General features: G+C 54.4%; 19 protein-coding genes and 1 riboswitch. Of the genes, 12 read left to right on the forward strand and 7 right to left on the reverse strand.

Annotated elements, in window-relative coordinates; genetic code table 11:
* Positions 1 to 97: 97 nt before the first annotated feature.
* Complete coding sequence (gene bioA, locus DDT52_RS18520) at positions 98 to 1,393, reverse strand: adenosylmethionine--8-amino-7-oxononanoate transaminase (RefSeq protein WP_136157667.1); 1,296 nt, start codon at positions 1,391 to 1,393, stop codon at positions 98 to 100.
* 94 nt (positions 1,394 to 1,487) lie between these two features.
* Here bioA and bioB point away from each other — a divergent pair, with 94 nt between their 5' ends.
* From bioB to DDT52_RS18550, 6 genes are all read left to right on the forward strand, one after another.
* Positions 1,488 to 2,525 (forward strand): biotin synthase BioB, encoded by a 1,038-nt coding sequence (gene bioB, locus DDT52_RS18525; RefSeq protein WP_136157668.1) that lies wholly within the window; start codon positions 1,488 to 1,490, stop codon positions 2,523 to 2,525.
* A 69-nt stretch (positions 2,526 to 2,594) separates the two neighbouring features.
* Positions 2,595 to 3,743, forward strand: coding sequence for an 8-amino-7-oxononanoate synthase (bioF, locus tag DDT52_RS18530; RefSeq protein ID WP_136157669.1), 1,149 nt, complete (start codon positions 2,595 to 2,597; stop codon positions 3,741 to 3,743).
* Positions 3,733 to 4,494: a malonyl-ACP O-methyltransferase BioC gene (gene bioC / locus DDT52_RS18535; protein ID WP_136157670.1), complete on the forward strand. Its 762-nt coding sequence runs from the start codon at positions 3,733 to 3,735 to the stop codon at positions 4,492 to 4,494. Before bioF ends, bioC begins: the two co-directional genes overlap by 11 nt.
* Positions 4,487 to 5,164 (forward strand): dethiobiotin synthase, encoded by a 678-nt coding sequence (gene bioD / locus DDT52_RS18540; protein ID WP_136157671.1) that lies wholly within the window; start codon positions 4,487 to 4,489, stop codon positions 5,162 to 5,164. The genes bioC and bioD overlap by 8 nt, the downstream gene beginning before the upstream one ends.
* A 767-nt stretch (positions 5,165 to 5,931) precedes the next feature.
* Positions 5,932 to 7,944, forward strand: coding sequence for an excinuclease ABC subunit UvrB (uvrB, locus tag DDT52_RS18545; protein ID WP_136157672.1), 2,013 nt, complete (start codon positions 5,932 to 5,934; stop codon positions 7,942 to 7,944).
* A gap of 36 nt (positions 7,945 to 7,980) precedes the next feature.
* Positions 7,981 to 8,421 (forward strand): VOC family protein, encoded by a 441-nt coding sequence (locus DDT52_RS18550; RefSeq protein ID WP_136157673.1) that lies wholly within the window; start codon positions 7,981 to 7,983, stop codon positions 8,419 to 8,421.
* Positions 8,422 to 8,544: 123 nt separating this feature from the next.
* Here DDT52_RS18550 and DDT52_RS18560 read toward each other — a convergent pair whose 3' ends face one another.
* The 3 genes from DDT52_RS18560 to yvcK form a co-directional block, all read right to left on the reverse strand.
* Positions 8,545 to 8,862, reverse strand: a complete 318-nt coding sequence (locus tag DDT52_RS18560; RefSeq protein WP_136157674.1) for a hypothetical protein — start codon at positions 8,860 to 8,862, stop codon at positions 8,545 to 8,547.
* Positions 8,859 to 9,578, reverse strand: a complete 720-nt coding sequence (locus tag DDT52_RS18565) for a GntR family transcriptional regulator (protein ID WP_136157675.1) — start codon at positions 9,576 to 9,578, stop codon at positions 8,859 to 8,861. The genes DDT52_RS18560 and DDT52_RS18565 overlap by 4 nt, the downstream gene beginning before the upstream one ends.
* Positions 9,579 to 9,911: 333 nt before the next feature.
* Positions 9,912 to 10,820 carry a uridine diphosphate-N-acetylglucosamine-binding protein YvcK gene (gene yvcK / locus DDT52_RS18570; RefSeq protein ID WP_136157676.1) on the reverse strand — a complete coding sequence of 303 codons (909 nt, stop codon included), beginning with the start codon at positions 10,818 to 10,820 and terminating at the stop codon, positions 9,912 to 9,914.
* A 299-nt stretch (positions 10,821 to 11,119) separates the two neighbouring features.
* A riboswitch (molybdenum cofactor riboswitch) is annotated at positions 11,120 to 11,268 on the forward strand.
* Between yvcK and moaA the strand changes: the two genes are divergently transcribed.
* From moaA to DDT52_RS18600, 6 genes are all read left to right on the forward strand, one after another.
* Complete coding sequence (gene moaA / locus DDT52_RS18575; RefSeq protein WP_136157677.1) at positions 11,256 to 12,245, forward strand: GTP 3',8-cyclase MoaA; 990 nt, start codon at positions 11,256 to 11,258, stop codon at positions 12,243 to 12,245. Its footprint overlaps the riboswitch before it by 13 nt.
* Before the next feature lie 33 nt (positions 12,246 to 12,278).
* Positions 12,279 to 12,797 (forward strand): molybdenum cofactor biosynthesis protein B, encoded by a 519-nt coding sequence (gene moaB / locus DDT52_RS18580; RefSeq protein WP_136157678.1) that lies wholly within the window; start codon positions 12,279 to 12,281, stop codon positions 12,795 to 12,797.
* A 32-nt stretch (positions 12,798 to 12,829) separates the two neighbouring features.
* Positions 12,830 to 13,312, forward strand: coding sequence for a cyclic pyranopterin monophosphate synthase MoaC (gene moaC, locus DDT52_RS18585; protein WP_109055445.1), 483 nt, complete (start codon positions 12,830 to 12,832; stop codon positions 13,310 to 13,312).
* Positions 13,309 to 13,554 carry a molybdopterin synthase sulfur carrier subunit gene (gene moaD, locus DDT52_RS18590; protein WP_109055349.1) on the forward strand — a complete coding sequence of 82 codons (246 nt, stop codon included), beginning with the start codon at positions 13,309 to 13,311 and terminating at the stop codon, positions 13,552 to 13,554. Before moaC ends, moaD begins: the two co-directional genes overlap by 4 nt.
* A gap of 2 nt (positions 13,555 to 13,556) precedes the next feature.
* Complete coding sequence (gene moaE / locus DDT52_RS18595) at positions 13,557 to 14,009, forward strand: molybdopterin synthase catalytic subunit MoaE (RefSeq protein ID WP_136157679.1); 453 nt, start codon at positions 13,557 to 13,559, stop codon at positions 14,007 to 14,009.
* A gap of 131 nt (positions 14,010 to 14,140) precedes the next feature.
* On the forward strand, positions 14,141 to 14,851 hold the full coding sequence (locus DDT52_RS18600; protein ID WP_109055347.1) for a Bax inhibitor-1/YccA family protein: 711 nt from the start codon (positions 14,141 to 14,143) through the stop codon (positions 14,849 to 14,851).
* Between the two features lie 186 nt (positions 14,852 to 15,037).
* Here DDT52_RS18600 and DDT52_RS18605 read toward each other — a convergent pair whose 3' ends face one another.
* The 3 genes from DDT52_RS18605 to DDT52_RS18615 are packed head-to-tail and all read right to left on the reverse strand — an operon-like array spanning position 15,038 to position 16,836.
* On the reverse strand, positions 15,038 to 15,385 hold the full coding sequence (locus DDT52_RS18605; protein ID WP_136157680.1) for a type II toxin-antitoxin system RelE/ParE family toxin: 348 nt from the start codon (positions 15,383 to 15,385) through the stop codon (positions 15,038 to 15,040).
* Entirely contained in the window at positions 15,372 to 15,710 is a 339-nt protein-coding gene (locus tag DDT52_RS18610) for a type II toxin-antitoxin system Phd/YefM family antitoxin (protein ID WP_247595594.1), read from the reverse strand. The genes DDT52_RS18605 and DDT52_RS18610 overlap by 14 nt, the downstream gene beginning before the upstream one ends.
* A gap of 19 nt (positions 15,711 to 15,729) precedes the next feature.
* On the reverse strand, positions 15,730 to 16,836 hold the full coding sequence (locus DDT52_RS18615) for an ABC transporter permease (RefSeq protein ID WP_136157681.1): 1,107 nt from the start codon (positions 16,834 to 16,836) through the stop codon (positions 15,730 to 15,732).
* Between the last annotated feature and the right edge of the window lie 4 nt (positions 16,837 to 16,840).

Genomic DNA, 16,840 nt, shown 5'->3' on the forward strand with positions numbered 1-16,840 from the left:
TTAACTGAGGGGCTTATCATAACGCTAATAGAATTAGCGTGCCACAGCTCACAGGTTTTCCGTGCGAGATGTCCGTCTTACCCTCTCCTGATGTGATTCAGACGTCATTGCTAAACAGGCTGGCGTCCGCAAGCGCTTCACCGATAGCAGTGATAAGCAGATGCAACTGCGCAGGTTGAATGATAAAGGGAGGCATCAGGTAAATCAGCTTGCCGAATGGACGGATCCAGACGCCGCGTTCAACAAAAAATCGCTGTAGCCGTGCCATATTCACCGGCTGGCGGGTTTCCACGACGCCGATCGCGCCCAGCACCCGGATATCGGCGACCCGTTCAGATGCGGCGAAAGCCATAAGCCCTTGACGTAGCTGTTGTTCAATCGTTTTTACCTGCTGCTGCCAGCGATTTTCCGCCAGCAGCGACAGGCTGGCATTGGCGGCGGCGCAGGCCAGCGGATTGGCCATAAAGGTCGGACCGTGCATAAAGCATCCCGCCGCGCCGTTACTGATGGTTTCGGCAACCGGGCGGGTGGTCAGCGTGGCGGATAATGTCATATAGCCGCCGGTTAACGCTTTCCCCAGACACAGAATATCCGGCGCGATCCCCGCGTGCTCACAGGCGAACAGCTTACCGGTACGGCCAAATCCGGTCGCAATTTCGTCCGCTATCAGCAGTATGCCGTACCGGTCGCACAGTTCACGTACCTGTCGCAGATACGTTGGATGATAAAAACGCATGCCGCCCGCGCCCTGTACGATCGGCTCCAGAATGACGGCGGCGATCTCGTGCGCCTGTGCGGCCAGTGTGGTGCGCAGCGGGGCAATATCGGCGTCCTGCCAGTCGGCGTCAAAGCCGCATTGTGGCGCGTCCACAAACAGATGATCGGGGAGGTAGCCCTGATACAGACTGTGCATGGAGTTTTGCGGGTCGCACACCGACATCGCGCCAAAGGTATCGCCATGATAGCCGTGGCGCAGGGTAAGAAAACGCTGGCGCACTTCGCCACGCGCCTGCCAGTATTGCAGCGCCATCTTCAGCGCCACTTCAACGGCAACCGACCCCGAATCAGCCAGAAAGACGCACTCCAGTCCGGCCGGCGTGATTTCCACCAACTGGCGGCAAAGCGCAATGGCCGCCGGGTGCGTAATGCCCCCGAACATCACATGCGACATTTGCGACAGCTGATGCTGCACCGCCTGATTAATCACCGGGTGGTTATAGCCGTGAATCGCCGCCCACCAGGAGGACATGCCATCGACCAGTTTGCGCCCGTCATCAAGTTGCAGTTCGACGCCATTGGCTGACACCACCGGATAACAGGGGAGCGGATGGGTCATTGACGTGTAAGGATGCCAGATGTGGCGCTGGTCAAATGCCAGGTCTTGCGGAGTCATAATGTTTTATGTAAACCAATTTGAGTTTGATTTGGTTGACAGTATATCGGGTTAATTTAAACTGATAAAACGATTTTATTTTGGAGATGCCGATATGGCTGACCGCATTTACTGGACGCTTGAGCAAGCACAAAACCTATTCAATAAACCTTTTCTGGAGTTGATGTTTGAGGCCCAGCAAATCCATCGACAACACTTCGATCCCCGCCAGGTGCAGGTGAGTACGCTGCTGTCGATTAAAACCGGCGCCTGTCCTGAAGACTGTAAATATTGTCCGCAAAGCTCCCGCTACCGTACCGGGATTGAAACGGAACGGCTGATGCAGGTGGAGCAGGTGCTGGAATCGGCGCGTCAGGCAAAAGCGGCAGGCTCGACCCGTTTTTGTATGGGCGCGGCCTGGAAGAATCCCCATGAACGCGACATGCCTTATCTGGAACAAATGGTGCTGGGCGTCAAAGAACTGGGGATGGAAACCTGCATGACGCTCGGTACGTTAAGCGGCGATCAGGCGGCGCGTCTGGCTTCCGCCGGTCTGGATTTTTATAACCATAATCTGGACACCTCACCGGAATTCTACGGCAATATCATCACCACGCGCAGCTATCAGGAACGTCTTGATACGCTGGATAAAGTGCGCCACGCAGGGATCAAAGTCTGTTCCGGCGGGATTGTCGGGCTGGGCGAAACCGTGCGCGATCGGGCTGGATTGCTGGTACAGCTGGCCAACCTGCCGACGCCGCCGGAAAGCGTTCCGATCAATATGCTGGTCAAGGTGAAAGGCACGCCGTTGGCCGATAACGACGATGTCGATCCGTTTGATTTTATTCGCACCATTGCCGTCGCGCGTATCATGATGCCGTCTTCCTATGTTCGGCTATCCGCCGGGCGCGAGCAGATGAACGAACAAACGCAGGCTATGTGCTTTATGGCGGGGGCCAACTCCATTTTTTATGGTTGCAAACTGCTGACCACGCCGAATCCAAAAGAAGATAAGGATCTGGCGTTATTCCGTAAGCTGGGGCTGAATCCTCAGCAGACCGAAGTCGAGTATGGCGACAACCAACAGCAGCAGCGACTGACGGATCAGCTGATTCATAGCGACAGCGAGCAATTTTACAATGCGGCGGTTTAAAAGCGTACGGTCGTGTAAACCGCGTCTGTCATCGGTATTGCAGGGCAAGATAACGCGGAGCGACGAAAGATGAGCTGGCAAACCCGTGTTGAACAGGCGCTGATGCAGCGGCAACAGGACGATGCGTATCGCAAGCGGCAGATCAATCAGGGGGGCAGCGGACGCTGGCTGAGACAGGGCGATCGCTGTTATCTGAATTTTTCCAGTAATGACTATCTGGGGTTGAGCCACCACCCTGAGATTATCCGGGCCTGGCAGCAGGGCGCGGACCGATACGGCGTCGGCAGCGGCGGTTCCGGCCATGTGACGGGATATACCGATGCGCATGCCGCACTGGAAACTCAACTGGCCGACTGGCTGGGGTACCCGCGTGCCGTACTGTTTATTTCCGGCTATGCGGCGAATCAGGCGGTTGTCGCGGCCTTAACCCAACCGGGCGACCGCATTCTGGCTGATAAACTGAGCCATGCTTCCTTGCTGGAGGCGGCGGCACATTCACCGGCGACGTTACGGCGTTTTCAGCATAATCAGGCAGATAGCCTGCAACAGCTGCTGGAAAAACCCTCAGAAGGCCAAACGCTGGTGGTGACCGAAGGCGTATTCAGCATGGACGGTGATAGCGCGCCGTTAGCGCAGTTACATGCGCAATCGAGAGCGCACGGTGCGCTGCTGATGGTGGATGATGCCCACGGCATTGGCGTGTCGGGGGAAGAAGGACGCGGAAGCTGCTGGCAACAGGGCGTAAAGCCGGAACTGCTGATTGTGACGTTCGGCAAAGCCTTTGGCGTTAGCGGCGCGGCCGTGTTGTGTGACGAACCGCTGGCGGAATACTTCTTGCAGTTCGCCCGTCATCTGATTTACAGCACGGCCATGCCCGCGCCGCAAGCTTGCGCACTGAGCGCCGCATTACACTATATCCGTAACGAACCCGCACGGCGGGATAGGTTGCAATGCAATATTGCTCAGTTTCGTGCCGGTTTTTCGGCGTCTTCGTACCAACTGATGAATTCTCTGAGCGCCATTCAGCCGCTGGTGGTGGGGGAGAATGCCCGCACGTTGGCGTTAACGGCGGCGCTGCGTGAGCAGGGGCTATGGGTGAGCGCGATGCGTCCTCCCACCGTGCCGCCCGGCAGTGCGCGTTTACGTATTACGCTGACGGCCGATCATCAGCCGGAAGATATCGAACGACTGCTGGCGGTGCTGCATCATGCTCGCTGATACATACCATAAGCAGGCGATTGCGCAGGCGTTCGGACGGGCGGCTGCCAGCTATGATCGTTTTGCCGAATTGCAACGCACCTGCGGGGAGCGCCTGCTTGATTTAATTCCGCCGCACGGGGGGACCCAGGTTCTGGATGCGGGCTGCGGGACGGGTTATTTCAGCCGCTATTGGCAACAGCAGGGGAAACGCGTTACCGCATTGGATCTCTCTCCGGCCATGCTGAGCCATGCCAGCCGACATCAGGCGGCTGAACGCTACGTGCAAGGTGATATCGAACATCTGCCGCTGGAAGATGGCTGCGTGGATATTAGCTATAGCAATCTGGCGGTGCAGTGGTGTGATGATTTACCCCGCGCGCTGGCTGAGCTGTATCGGGTCACGCGATCGGAGGGGATCATCGCGTTTTCTACGCTGGCGGAGGGGTCACTGAGCGAACTTTCTCATGCCTGGACGCAGTTGGACGGCACCCGTCGTGTGAATCATTTTCTCTCCGCTGGCGCGATCGAAGCGGCTTGTCAGCCTTATCGTTATCAGCTTCGTCAGGAGCGTATCACGTGTTACTTCCCGGATGTGCTGACGTTAATGAAGTCATTAAAGGGGATCGGCGCGACCTGGTTGCATCAGAGGCGCGCACCGGGGCTGTTGAGCCGTTCCCGCTTAAACGGATTATCGTCGGTTTATCCGCGGCGCTCAGAAGGCTATCCGCTCAGCTACCAATTGATTTACGGAGTGATCTATCGTGATTAAACGCTGGTTTGTCGCGGGTACGGATACGGAAGTCGGCAAAACTATCGCCAGTTGCGCACTGTTGCAGGCCGCGAATCACGCCGGATACCGTACCGCCGGTTATAAGCCGGTGGCGTCCGGCTGCGACATTACCCCCGACGGCGTGCGAAACGGCGATGCGTTGGCGATTCAGGCCAACAGCAGCGTGGCGCTTGACTATCAGGCGGTGAATCCGATGGCGTTTATTGAGCCGACGTCGCCCCATATTATCAGTGCCGAGGAACAGCGGCCGATTCATCTGACCGTGTTGTCCGAGGGGTTACGGATGCTGGAGACGCAGGCTGACTGGCTGCTGGTGGAAGGCGCTGGCGGCTGGTTTACCCCGCTGTCGGCGCGAGAAACGTTTGCTGATTGGGTTTGTCAGGAGCAATTGCCGATCATTCTGGTGGTGGGGATTAAGCTGGGCTGCATTAATCATGCATTATTGACAGCCGGCGCGATTGCACAATCGGGATTGACATTGAGCGGCTGGATTGCCAACGACATCGCGCCGCCGGGCAAACGGCACCAGGAATACCTGAGCAGTTTACAGCAGCGGCTGTCTGCCCCCATGCTGGGAGAAATACCGCATTTGGCGGAACCTCAACGGCAACCTCTGGGACAGTATATCGATCTGACACGCTTGAATTAATCGCTTTTATGCAGGCAAAGCGCAATGAGTCTCTCTTATGCGGGACTCATTGCGTTAATGGCAAACGCCGATCTTTATCGCTAAGATTGGTAATAAGCGTGCTAATTGCCGTCTTCAATAGAAAAAAGCATCTTGAAATTTCTGGTAAGCCCTTGCTACGCCTGTATAGCGGCGTCTGTTTTTAGTATTTTTCCGTCTAATACTTATAAGATAAATCGCACAAAGAACGTGAAAAAAATCCATATCAATCACGATATAAGATGAAGGTAGTATTTCAGCAACTCAGAGCGGGTGCGGTGTTGTGAGAGTTATCCACCATTTCTGTGGATAACTGTGTGCATTAGGGATAGAAAAATCGCGCCAGACGAGAGCCGGCGCGGGTTGTCGCCAGGTTGGCGCTATTCTCTGCTTTTTAATTAATTCTTTAAAAATCATTGCATTAATTAAAATCAAGTCTCTTATTAAGGCCTGGCGCGTAGTTGCATAAATTCACAACACTGGTAATACCTCTAGGTTACAGGAATCGTGAGATTGGGGATAAATAATCCTGATATCTGCTAGCCGATTATCCCCGAATGTGCTAGCCGATGTCTTTGTTTGATAATCATCCAATCCGGCAATAATTTTCTTGATGCTGTTTTTATATCCAGTATCATGGCGGAAGTAAAGTTCGCGATTGTTTCCCATAATAGTTAAGTGTCAAGGAAGCGCCATGGCGTTCCCTCTGCTTGCCATTGATCGTCCATTCATGAGTAGCGTGTTTAACTATGAGTAAAGTCTTTAAACTGAAGTCCGAATTTCAACCGGCAGGCGACCAGCCTGAAGCCATTCGCCGTTTGGAGGAAGGGCTGGAAGATGGGTTGGCGCATCAGACGCTGTTGGGTGTGACGGGTTCCGGCAAAACGTTTACCATCGCGAACGTGATTGCCGATTTGAATCGTCCAACCATGGTCCTGGCGCCGAACAAGACGCTGGCCGCACAGCTTTATGGTGAAATGAAAGCGTTTTTCCCCGATAACGCGGTGGAATATTTCGTCTCCTACTATGATTACTACCAGCCTGAAGCCTATGTTCCAAGCTCCGATACGTTTATCGAGAAAGATGCGTCGGTGAATGAACATATTGAGCAGATGCGTCTTTCGGCGACCAAAGCGCTATTGGAACGCAGGGACGTGGTGGTCGTGGCCTCGGTTTCCGCGATTTACGGCCTGGGCGATCCCGATCTCTATCTGAAAATGATGCTGCATCTGACGCAGGGGATGCTGATTGACCAGCGCGCCATTTTACGGCGGTTGGCGGAGTTGCAGTACACCCGTAACGATCAGGCGTTTCAGCGCGGTACTTTTCGCGTGCGCGGCGAAGTGATCGACATCTTTCCTGCCGAATCGGATGACGTGGCGCTGCGTGTCGAACTGTTCGATGAGGAAGTCGAGCGGCTATCGTTGTTTGACCCGCTGACCGGACAGGTTATCCAGACAATGCCGCGTTATACCATCTATCCTAAAACGCACTACGTGACGCCACGCGAGCGTATTTTGCAGGCGATGGAGGATATCAAGGTTGAACTGGCCGACCGCCGCAAGGTGCTGCTGGCGAACGATAAGCTGGTGGAAGAACAGCGTCTCAGCCAGCGCACGCAGTTCGATCTGGAAATGATGAACGAGTTGGGCTATTGCTCCGGTATCGAAAACTACTCCCGGTTTCTGTCCGGGCGTGGTCCCGGTGAGCCGCCGCCGACGCTGTTTGACTACCTGCCTGCCGATGGGCTGCTGGTGGTGGATGAATCACACGTGACCATACCGCAGATCGGCGGGATGTACCGCGGCGACCGGGCGCGTAAGGAAACGCTGGTGGAATACGGTTTCCGCTTGCCTTCCGCCCTGGATAACCGCCCGATGAAGTTTGAGGAATTTGAAGCGCTGGCGCCACAGACGATCTACGTTTCCGCTACGCCGGGTAACTACGAGCTGGAGAAATCGGGCAACGAAGTGATCGATCAGGTGGTGCGTCCGACGGGGCTGTTGGATCCGGTGCTGGAGGTCCGTCCGGTTGCGACGCAGGTGGACGATCTGCTGTCCGAAATACGCCTGCGTGCCGCGGTGAATGAGCGCGTGCTGGTGACGACCTTGACCAAGCGCATGGCGGAGGATTTAACCGAGTATCTGGAAGAGCACGGCGAACGCGTGCGTTACCTGCACTCGGATATCGATACCGTCGAACGGGTGGAGATCATTCGCGATTTGCGTCTTGGCGAATTTGATGTTCTGGTGGGGATCAACCTGCTGAGGGAAGGTCTGGATATGCCGGAAGTGTCGCTGGTGGCGATTCTTGACGCCGACAAAGAAGGTTTTCTGCGTTCGGAACGTTCGCTGATTCAGACCATTGGCCGTGCGGCGCGTAACCTGAATGGCAAGGCGATTCTGTACGGCGACAAAATTACGCCGTCAATGGCTCGCGCGATTAGCGAAACAGAGCGGCGCCGTGAAAAACAACAGGCCTACAACCTGAAATATGGCATTGTGCCGCAGGGGCTGAACAAGAAAATTGCTGATATTCTGCAAATTGGTCAATCGAGTAACGGCAGAGGCCGAGGGCGTGGCAAGAAAGCCGCCGAACCGTCGGCCAGCTATGCATTGCTGACGCCGAAGGCGCTGGATCAGAAAATTCGCGAGCTCGAAAGCAAAATGATGATGCACGCGCAGAATCTGGAATTTGAAGAAGCGGCCAGTCTGCGTGATGAGGTACAGGCGCTGCGCGCGCAATTTATTGCCGCTTCCTGATAGCGGTCATTCACAGCAACTTTTTAAGAGGTCATTATGGATATCGCCATACCCGGTGTGCAGGTGCTGTTTATCGCAGGCTTTGGTCCCATCGTTACATCGGTCCCGGCCAGCTATGCGCTCTATGTTGAAACACTCGGTCTGCCATTAAAGCCGCTGGAGGGCAACCCTGATTATCTGGTGACGGATGCGCTGGAAGGGGTAAAACACTTTTCGCTGTGGCCGCTCGAACAGGCCAGCCAATCCTGTTTCGGACAGGATCCGTGGCCGTCAGATTTACCGGTGCCGCAGAGCTGGCTGGAGTTTGAGGTTGCCGATATGGACGAGGCAACGCAGGCGATTAAACAGCAAGGCTATGCGCTGCTGGTGGAAAACCGGCTGGAACCCTGGGGGCAGCGGGTAACCCGTTTTCTCAGCCCGGAAGGGATGCTGGTCGGGGTCACGCATACCCCCTGGCTGCGCGAAACCGTTGGGTAAACACCTCAAAACCCCACCGCCTGACCATCCCGCCGGCTGTCGCTGGCGGCGATATAGCCGCGCTCGACATCATCAGATAATCGCCAGATAAACTGACCGGCACCGAAGTCCATATAGGGATCGTTAACCGATTTCAGCCGATGGCCGAGCTGGGCCAGCCGGTTCACAGTATCCGCTGGCATGGTTGATTCCAGATCCAGCGAAAAATCGCGGCTCACTTTCTTTGCCGCAGCCTGAAGGGCCGAGCAGCGTCAGAATTTCTCCCTGAATGAGCGCTAAATCAATGTCGCGTAACACCTGAAGCGAACCGAACGCTTTACTGATGCCTTTGGCTTGCATCAGCGTAGCGTTCTGTTCCGGCATAGTGTTTTGTACTGACATAGTGTTTTGTACTGACATAGAGTCTTGTACCTGCATGGTGTCCTGAACCAGAATGCTCATTGCTGTAGCCTCCGTTCCAGTATGGGCAACACGGCGCCGTCCCGGCTCAGCGTGGCGTAAACCTTTTCCAGCGTCATCGCCTGAAAGGTTTCGATATGGCGGCGGGCAATCAGTTCAACCCGCTTGCTGTCGCCCTGGCTGAAAGCTTCGATCATCGCATTATGATCGTGCTTGATTTCCGGTTTGGTTCCCTGCACGTTAAAACCGAGCGCGACCAGACGTGACATTTCATCCATCAGGCTAGATAGCGTACGGATCAGATGGTTGTTGCCGGAGGCATGAGCGATAGCCAGATGAAAGCGTTTATTGGCGTTCATGAATATATTGATCTGCTTGGACAGCGGGGCGTGAATCTCTTCCCGGCAGTCGGCCTCCAGACGGCGCAGTAAATCGATATCCACCCGGCCCACGGCCAATCGGGCGGCCAGCGGCTCCAGTTGCGCGCGGATAGTAAAGATCTCTTCCACGTCCTGAACGGTGATCGGCGCAATCTGATAGCCCTTACGCGGACGCGACTGGATCAGGTTTTCGTGGCACAGCCGCGCCAGCGCCACGCGGCAACTGCTTTTACCTATCTCATAACGTTCCATCAGCATCTGTTCGGTAACCATGGCGCCAGGCAATAGCCGGCAGCATAAAACGTCATGGCGAATGCGGAGCCAGGCTGTGTCGCCTTGCGACAAGGTGGCGTTTTTTTCTGATGAACGCGTAACCATTTGAGAATCCTTAATACGTACTGTGAGCAGCTCACAGAGGAAAACTAGGATGCTTAACTGAAAGTAGTTTATGAAGCAGGCTAATAATTAGCCAATAAGAAATTTGGCTTTGGATATGAGGAAAAAACATCAACTGGGCAGCCTACGGCCGGGAAAGTCAGTGAGGGAGGCGGTTTCTTATACGCAAATTTGCTGATGAAAAACTAGGCAAGTTCAGCGCAATTTCGTGCACGGGAAGAGAGATATTGTCATGCGCCGTGTTTCTTTCTGAAGGGGGGCTGAAAGACAGAATAAGGGGAGGATGTCAGGTACCTCCCTGGCTGCGGGGCTGAATTATCCCAGCCTTTGTAACACGGTCTCTATCGCCTGACGCAGTAGCTGACGGTCATGGTGATGCGGCACATCTTCTGCGGCCAGCGCCTGCTGTACCACCACGCGATCGTGTATCTGGCTGACGTTGACTTGCGGGCTGACGATAACGGCATCAATGACCTGCCGGTCAATTTTTTCTTCCATCAGCTCCAGTTTTTCTCTGAGTGACAGTCTGGCGGCGGCCTGACTCTGTTCCTCACCTAAATTGCCGATGTAAACCATAGGGGCCTGGGCCCGACGCAGCGCACGCGTGAGATCGGTGAGCAACAGCAGCGGCATCAGGCTGGTCAGAAAGCTGCCGGGGCCGATCAGAATCAGGTCGGCTTCCGCAATGGCGGTGAGCGCTTCCTGCGTCGCCTGCACTGGCGGGAACAGCGTCAGTTCCTGTGGCAGGTTCGATAGCAGATCGATAGCGACTTCGCCGTAAACGGGGTTTCCCTGCTGATCCGTTGCCTGCAAATCAACGGGCTGTTCGGACATCGGGATCAGAAAGGCATCAACTTTTAGCAGATTACGAACCAGGTTGATCGCTTCGAGCGGGCGGACGCTCAGATGATCGAGCGCTTTCAACATCAGATTGCCCAGGTTATGCCCGGCCAGTTCGCCATTACTGTTAAAACGGTATTCAAACATGGCGGAAGCAATACTGGGGGTGGTAATCAACTGGTTCAGACAGTTGCGGGTATCGCCCCAGGCGATACCGCCTTCCGAGCGGCGGATCCGGCCAGTCGAACCGCCATTATCGGTTGTTGTGACAATGCCCGTTAGCCGCGATCCCAGAGAAGAAAGGGAAGACATGACACGGCCCAACCCGTGCCCGCCGCCAAGGGCGACAACCCGGTCAAGGTCGGCCAACGTGCGATTGCGCATAGTAATCCTTAATTGCTGAAATAACTGAACTGAAATGATAACGGAATTGAAACGATCTTTGCTGCGGTAAGGTAGCCGATTTTTACTTAAAAGGCGAAAAATCCAATCTCAGGTATGATTTAAGACAAGTTATGCCGTTGGTTTTACGGTATGTTATTCAACATAAGATATTGAAAAATCGTTATATATTAGTTTATATACCGGTTTTTTAAGTGACTGCCCGCCATGATTGGCGGTAGACTGAATAGTGAAATCACGATTCCCGTTCTGCATGGACTGGCGTATTGGCCGGTGCGCGGTCGGGAATCAAACTCCTAGCCTTGGTGCCTAAGTGATGCGTCGACAACGCATGATACGGTGCCCTGGCCGTGACCTGATTGGTCGCCAGGGTGCGAGGTAGAAATGCCTGCATCTCCCGTATTTGGAAAGGTGTTTATGGTGAGTCAACTGACTGATGCGTTTGCGCGCAAGTTCTACTATTTGCGCCTGTCGATAACCGACGTCTGCAACTTTCGTTGCACCTATTGTTTGCCGGATGGCTATAAGCCAAATGGCAATACTCCCCATCATTTTTTATCACTCGACGAAATCCGCCGTGTCAGCCGGGCGTTTGCTGAACTGGGAACGGAGAAAGTCCGCCTTACCGGGGGAGAGCCTTCTCTGCGCCGCGATTTTGTTGAAATTCTCGCGGCGATTCGTGAAAACCCGGCTATCCAAACGTTGGCGGTGACCACCAACGGCTACCGCTTGGCGCGTGATGTCGCCCAGTGGCGTGAGGCTGGTCTGACGGCGCTGAATGTCAGCGTGGACAGCCTGGATGCCCGACAGTTTCATGCCATCACCGGGCAGGATAAATTTCGTCAGGTAATGGCGGGGATTGATGCCGCGTTTGCGTGTGGCTTCGCTAAAGTGAAGGTCAATACCGTACTGATGCGCGATGTCAACGATACCAGTCTGCAAACCTTTCTTGCATGGATCAAACATCGCCCGATTCAACTACGCTTCATCGAGTTGATGGAGACCGGAGAGGGCGGTGCGCTGTTTCAGCGGCATCATATTTCCGGTGACGTGATCCGCCGACGTCTGTTGCTACAGGGTTGGGAGCAGCAGACCCGGGGCCGCAGCGATGGGCCGGCACAGGTGTTCCGGCATGCCGACTATCAGGGCGAAATCGGGCTGATCATGCCTTACGAGAAGGATTTCTGCCTGAGTTGTAATCGTCTGCGCGTGTCGGCCACGGGCAATCTGCATCTTTGTTTGTTTGGTGAACAAGGGATCCCATTGCGCGACCTGATGGCGGACGAGCGGCAACTGGAGGCATTGAAAATGCGTATTTCCGGTGGGTTGTCAGCCAAGAAACGGACCCACTTCCTGCATCAGGGCAACAGCGGCATCACGCAGAATCTGTCGTTTATTGGTGGCTGAAGCCCCTTAACGTCTATCCGTCAGGAGTTTGGTATGAGTAAAGTCAGCAGCGAATTTATTCCTCTCAATATTGCGGTGCTCACGGTATCTGAGCGACGTACGGAAGCCGACGATACGTCGGGCGACTACCTGCGCGAAGCCGCACAGTCTGCCGGGCACCAGATTATTGCCAGCGGTATCGTCAAAGAGAATCTGTACCGGATCCGAGCGCAGATCTCGGCCTGGATCGCCAGTGACGATGTGCAGGTCATTCTGATTAATGGTGGAACCGGGTTTACCGCCGGCGATCTGGTGCCGGAAGCGATCGGCGTATTGTTCGATCGTGAAATTGAAGGGTTTGGCGAACTGTTCCGCATGGTGTCGTATGAAGATATCGGTACTGCCACGTTGCAATCCCGGGCGGTGGCCGGACTGGCCAATCAGACGGTAATTTTTGCCATGCCGGGTTCGACCCGCGCCTGCCACACTGCCTGGGAGCGCATCATTCAGGAACAGCTGGATGCGCGTCAAAAGCCCTGTAATTTCCACCCCCATCTGAAAAAGTTGGCCTGACTATGTCGCAACGAATCATGGCACAACCCGCGATGCCACAGTTAACCCATCTTAACGCCGCGGGTGAAGCGTCTATGGTGGATGTCTCCGCCAAAGCAGAAACCGTGCGTGAAGCCCGGGCGGAAGCCTTTGTCGAAATGGCGCCGCAGACGCTGGCGATGATCATGGATGGCAGCCACCACAAGGGCGACGTCTTTGCCACGGCGCGCATTGCCGGTATTCAGGCGGCGAAACGTACCTGGGAACTGATTCCGCTTTGCCATCCTTTACTGCTGAGTAAGGTGGCGGTAGAGCTTGCGGCGCAGCCTGAGCATAATCGCGTGCGCATTGAATCGTTGTGCCGTCTCACCGGTAAAACCGGCGTGGAAATGGAAGCGCTGACGGCGGCATCGGTGGCGGCGCTGACGATTTATGACATGTGCAAAGCCGTGCAGAAAGATATGGTGATTGGCCCGGTGCGGCTGCTGGCGAAAAGCGGCGGCAAATCCGGGGATTTCCAGGCGGAGGCTTCATGATTAACGTACTGTTTTTTGCACAGGTACGGGAACTGACCGAAACGGATAACCTCGCCTTGCCGGCGGAGTACTCCACGGTTGACGCGTTGCGGCAGGGGCTTTGTCAGCGAGGCGCTCGCTGGGCGCTGGCGCTGGAATCCGGCAAGCTGCTGGCGGCGGTGAATCAATCGCTGGTGGAAATGCACCATCCGCTACAGGATGGTGATGAAGTCGCTTTTTTCCCGCCGGTAACGGGAGGTTGAAGATGACGGAAACCCGTATTCGCGTCGGCGAAGAAAATTTCAGCGTCGGTGATGAATATCAATGGCTGGCGCAATGTGATGAAGATGGGGCGGTCGTCACCTTCACGGGGAAGGTGCGCAACCACAATCTGGCCGCTGATGTCAGCGCATTGACGCTGGAACACTATCCCGGCATGACCGAAAAGGCGTTGGCGGAGATTGTCGAGCTGGCGCGTGAACGCTGGGCACTGCCCCGCGTTAGCATTATTCATCGGGTGGGGGCGCTCTATCCGGGGGATGAAATCGTGTTTGTCGGCGTAAGTGCCGCTCACCGCAGCGTCGCATTTGATGCGGCGCAGTTCATTATGGACTACCTGAAAACCCGCGCGCCGTTCTGGAAAAGGGAAGCGACGTCAGAAGGGGAGCGCTGGGTCGAAGCGCGGGATAGCGACCGGCAGGCGGCGAAACGCTGGTAGCGGGCGACCTCAGCTGAACTAAGATTTATGTGTTACGATAAAAGCAGGTGAGACACGGTCTCTTCAGGTTGCAGGCAGTAAAGCCTGAGATATCGGGTCTCTTACGTATAACTCAATGCAAAGGTAAAATCATGGATAGGTATCCACGCTCGAGTGATTCGATTGTTGAACGCGCTCAATCCGGCCTTCAGGCCTATATGGCACAAGTCTATGGTTGGATGACCTGCGGGTTGCTGCTGACGGCGTTTGTTTCCTGGTATGCCGCCAACACGCCGGCGGTGCTGAATTTTGTTTTCTCCAGCCAGATTACGTTCTTTGGTCTGATCATCGCGCAACTGGGGCTGGTTTTCGTCATTTCCGGCATGGTGCAGCGTCTGAGCGGCGGTGTGGCAACCAGTCTGTTTATGCTCTATTCCGCATTGACCGGGTTGACGATTTCCAGCATTTTCATCATGTATTCCGGTGAGTCCATCGCCAGCACTTTTGTGATTACCGCCGGGATGTTCGGCGCCATGAGCCTGTATGGCTATACCACCAAACGGGATCTGAGCGGCTTCGGCAGCTTGTTGTTTATGGCGCTGATCGGCATTGTATTGGCTTCGCTGGTGAATTTCTGGCTGAAAAGCGAGGCGCTGATGTGGGCCGTGACCTATATCGGTGTGGTGGTGTTTGTTGGCCTGACGGCCTATGACACCCAGAAACTGAAACGGATGGGGGAACAACTGTCTGTTGATGACAGGGATAATTTCCGCAAATATTCGATCGTCGGCGCGCTGACGCTGTATCTGGACTTCATCAACCTGTTCCTGATGCTGCTGCGTATTTTCGGCAACCGCCGTTAAGCCCGTCGTTATTACGATATCCGAAACAGAGGGTAATGCTCTGTTTCGGCATGTCGCCGCCATGAATGTTGTTTCTTTCAGAACCGGCTCTAAATACCGGTTTATTTGATACTTAGCCATTTTTTCTCCAGCGCATCGATTTCCATCACTCCTTAGCCGCTGAAGGCGATAGCAACTTTCTTTAACTCATTCCTTTCGTAAACAATAGCGCAATAGTGCGTCCCTGATGCTTTGTCGGGTGCTTAACAAAAGCATGCCCAGCACACCATCATCCGTATCGTTAATGCGATAAATGATGCGTAGCTGTTGTTTGGGATCAACGTAATCATGGTAACGGGTTAAGCCAAATTCGGCTGTTTCTTCACAAATTGGCGCGCTCGCGGGATGAGCGGCAATGCGCAATTCAAAATGACGGATAAAGCTTTCCAACGTCTTTTGTGAGGCTTCAGGGCTGATATGTCTGGCCAGATAATGGAAGCGGTCATGAAGAAGACTTTCGAAGACCTGGGTATAGTCAATCTTACTGTTCGTCACGCTTGGCAAGCCCTTGCAGACCCTGAAAAAGATCGGCAGAGGAAACGATTCTGCCTGCCTTAACATCTTTTTCTGCAAACGATAAAAGGCGCATCAAGGCCATCTGTTCTTGTTGCATTTCAAATTGAACCGGATCCTGAACAACATAAAGTGGTTCGCCGTTCTGAGTGACGATCACCGGCTCGGATACATCCATTCCTGCCAGTTCTTTTTTGAATGCGGAAACCGTGGTAACCCGCAAATGGGATGAATGAGACATATCATTTCCTGCTAAATCGCGTGAGTGATGAAGATAAGCATAGATCAGTCCAGTGTCGATGTCCAAATATGGCCTTAATATGGCTTTACGCAATATTGCGCCGGAAAATCGCATAAGCGGCGGTACCAGTGGTGGCGGTGATCACCAGTAACGGCCACAGGCTTCCCCAGATGATGGAGAAGTCGGCATCTTTCAGGTAGATCTGCTTGGTAATATCGGTGAAGTGGCGAATCGGGTTAATCCAGGTCATCTGTTGTAACCATTCCGGCATGTTTTCCACCGGCGATACGTAACCGGAGAGCAGAATTGCGGGCATAAGAAACACAAATACACCGATGAATGCCTGCTGCTGCGTGGAGCAAAGCGAGGAAATCAGCAGGCCAAATCCAACCAGCGATAAACCATAAATCAGCATGGTGGCGTAAAACAGTAATAGCGAGCCGGCAAAAGGGATTTGATAGGCGAATATCCCAGCCAGCAGAACAATGGTGGCCTGAAAGGTGGCGACGATCAGCGCCGGGACCGCCTTGCCGACAAAGATCTGCCATGTGGATAGCGGTGAAACCAGAAGCTGTTCCAGCGTACCTTGCTCGCGTTCGCGTGCGACCGACAGTGCGGTAACGATGAGGACGCCGATGGTGGTGATCATGGCAATCAGGGACGGCACCACAAACCATTTATAGTTGAGGTTCGGGTTGTACCAGTGGCGAATAACCAGTTCGCTATTATTTTGCCTCGGCCGATCGCCCAGCAACTCCAACTGATAATCGCGCACGATTTGCTGTACATCATTAGCGGCGATCTGGGCGCTGTTAGAACGGCGTCCATCCAGAATAATCGGCAGCGAGGCGGGATTACCGCTGGCAATATCGCGGGAAAATTGCGCGGGGAAACGGATGAGCAGCAGCGCTTTCTGATTATCCAGCGTCGGGATAATCTCCTGCGGACTATGCAGCATCACGATGTTGGAAAAGGACTGCGCTTTGGCGAAACGCTGCGTCAGTTCAACGGAGGCGTGGCCGTTATCCTCGCTGTAAATAGCAATGGTGGCATTCGTCACGTCCAGCGTCGCGGCAAAGGGAAACAGACAAACCTGAATAATCACCGGCAGAATCAAAATAGACCGCGTTTGCGGCTCACGCAGCAGCGACTGTAATTCTTTGACAATCAATGTCCACAGACGATGAAACATGCGA

This window comes from Brenneria roseae subsp. roseae, assembly GCF_003115845.1.
Lineage (GTDB): Bacteria > Pseudomonadota > Gammaproteobacteria > Enterobacterales > Enterobacteriaceae > Brenneria > Brenneria roseae.

Bases quoted from the DNA above. Each gene is read 5' to 3' on its own strand.
- DDT52_RS18560 (WP_136157674.1), bottom strand. From the start codon at position 8,862: ATGAGCATTCTGGTTCAGGACACCATGCAGGTACAAGACTCTATGTCA.
- moaE (WP_136157679.1), top strand. From the start codon at position 13,557: ATGACGGAAACCCGTATTCGCGTCGGCGAAGAAAATTTCAGCGTCGGT.
- bioF (WP_136157669.1), top strand. From the start codon at position 2,595: ATGAGCTGGCAAACCCGTGTTGAACAGGCGCTGATGCAGCGGCAACAG.
- DDT52_RS18600 (WP_109055347.1), top strand. From the start codon at position 14,141: ATGGATAGGTATCCACGCTCGAGTGATTCGATTGTTGAACGCGCTCAA.
- DDT52_RS18615 (WP_136157681.1), bottom strand. From the start codon at position 16,836: ATGTTTCATCGTCTGTGGACATTGATTGTCAAAGAATTACAGTCGCTG.
- bioB (WP_136157668.1), top strand. From the start codon at position 1,488: ATGGCTGACCGCATTTACTGGACGCTTGAGCAAGCACAAAACCTATTC.
- bioC (WP_136157670.1), top strand. From the start codon at position 3,733: ATGCTCGCTGATACATACCATAAGCAGGCGATTGCGCAGGCGTTCGGA.
- yvcK (WP_136157676.1), bottom strand. From the start codon at position 10,820: ATGCGCAATCGCACGTTGGCCGACCTTGACCGGGTTGTCGCCCTTGGC.
- DDT52_RS18565 (WP_136157675.1), bottom strand. From the start codon at position 9,578: ATGGTTACGCGTTCATCAGAAAAAAACGCCACCTTGTCGCAAGGCGAC.
- moaB (WP_136157678.1), top strand. From the start codon at position 12,279: ATGAGTAAAGTCAGCAGCGAATTTATTCCTCTCAATATTGCGGTGCTC.
- bioA (WP_136157667.1), bottom strand. From the start codon at position 1,393: ATGACTCCGCAAGACCTGGCATTTGACCAGCGCCACATCTGGCATCCT.
- moaD (WP_109055349.1), top strand. From the start codon at position 13,309: ATGATTAACGTACTGTTTTTTGCACAGGTACGGGAACTGACCGAAACG.
- DDT52_RS18550 (WP_136157673.1), top strand. From the start codon at position 7,981: ATGGATATCGCCATACCCGGTGTGCAGGTGCTGTTTATCGCAGGCTTT.
- moaA (WP_136157677.1), top strand. From the start codon at position 11,256: ATGGTGAGTCAACTGACTGATGCGTTTGCGCGCAAGTTCTACTATTTG.
- uvrB (WP_136157672.1), top strand. From the start codon at position 5,932: ATGAGTAAAGTCTTTAAACTGAAGTCCGAATTTCAACCGGCAGGCGAC.
- moaC (WP_109055445.1), top strand. From the start codon at position 12,830: ATGCCACAGTTAACCCATCTTAACGCCGCGGGTGAAGCGTCTATGGTG.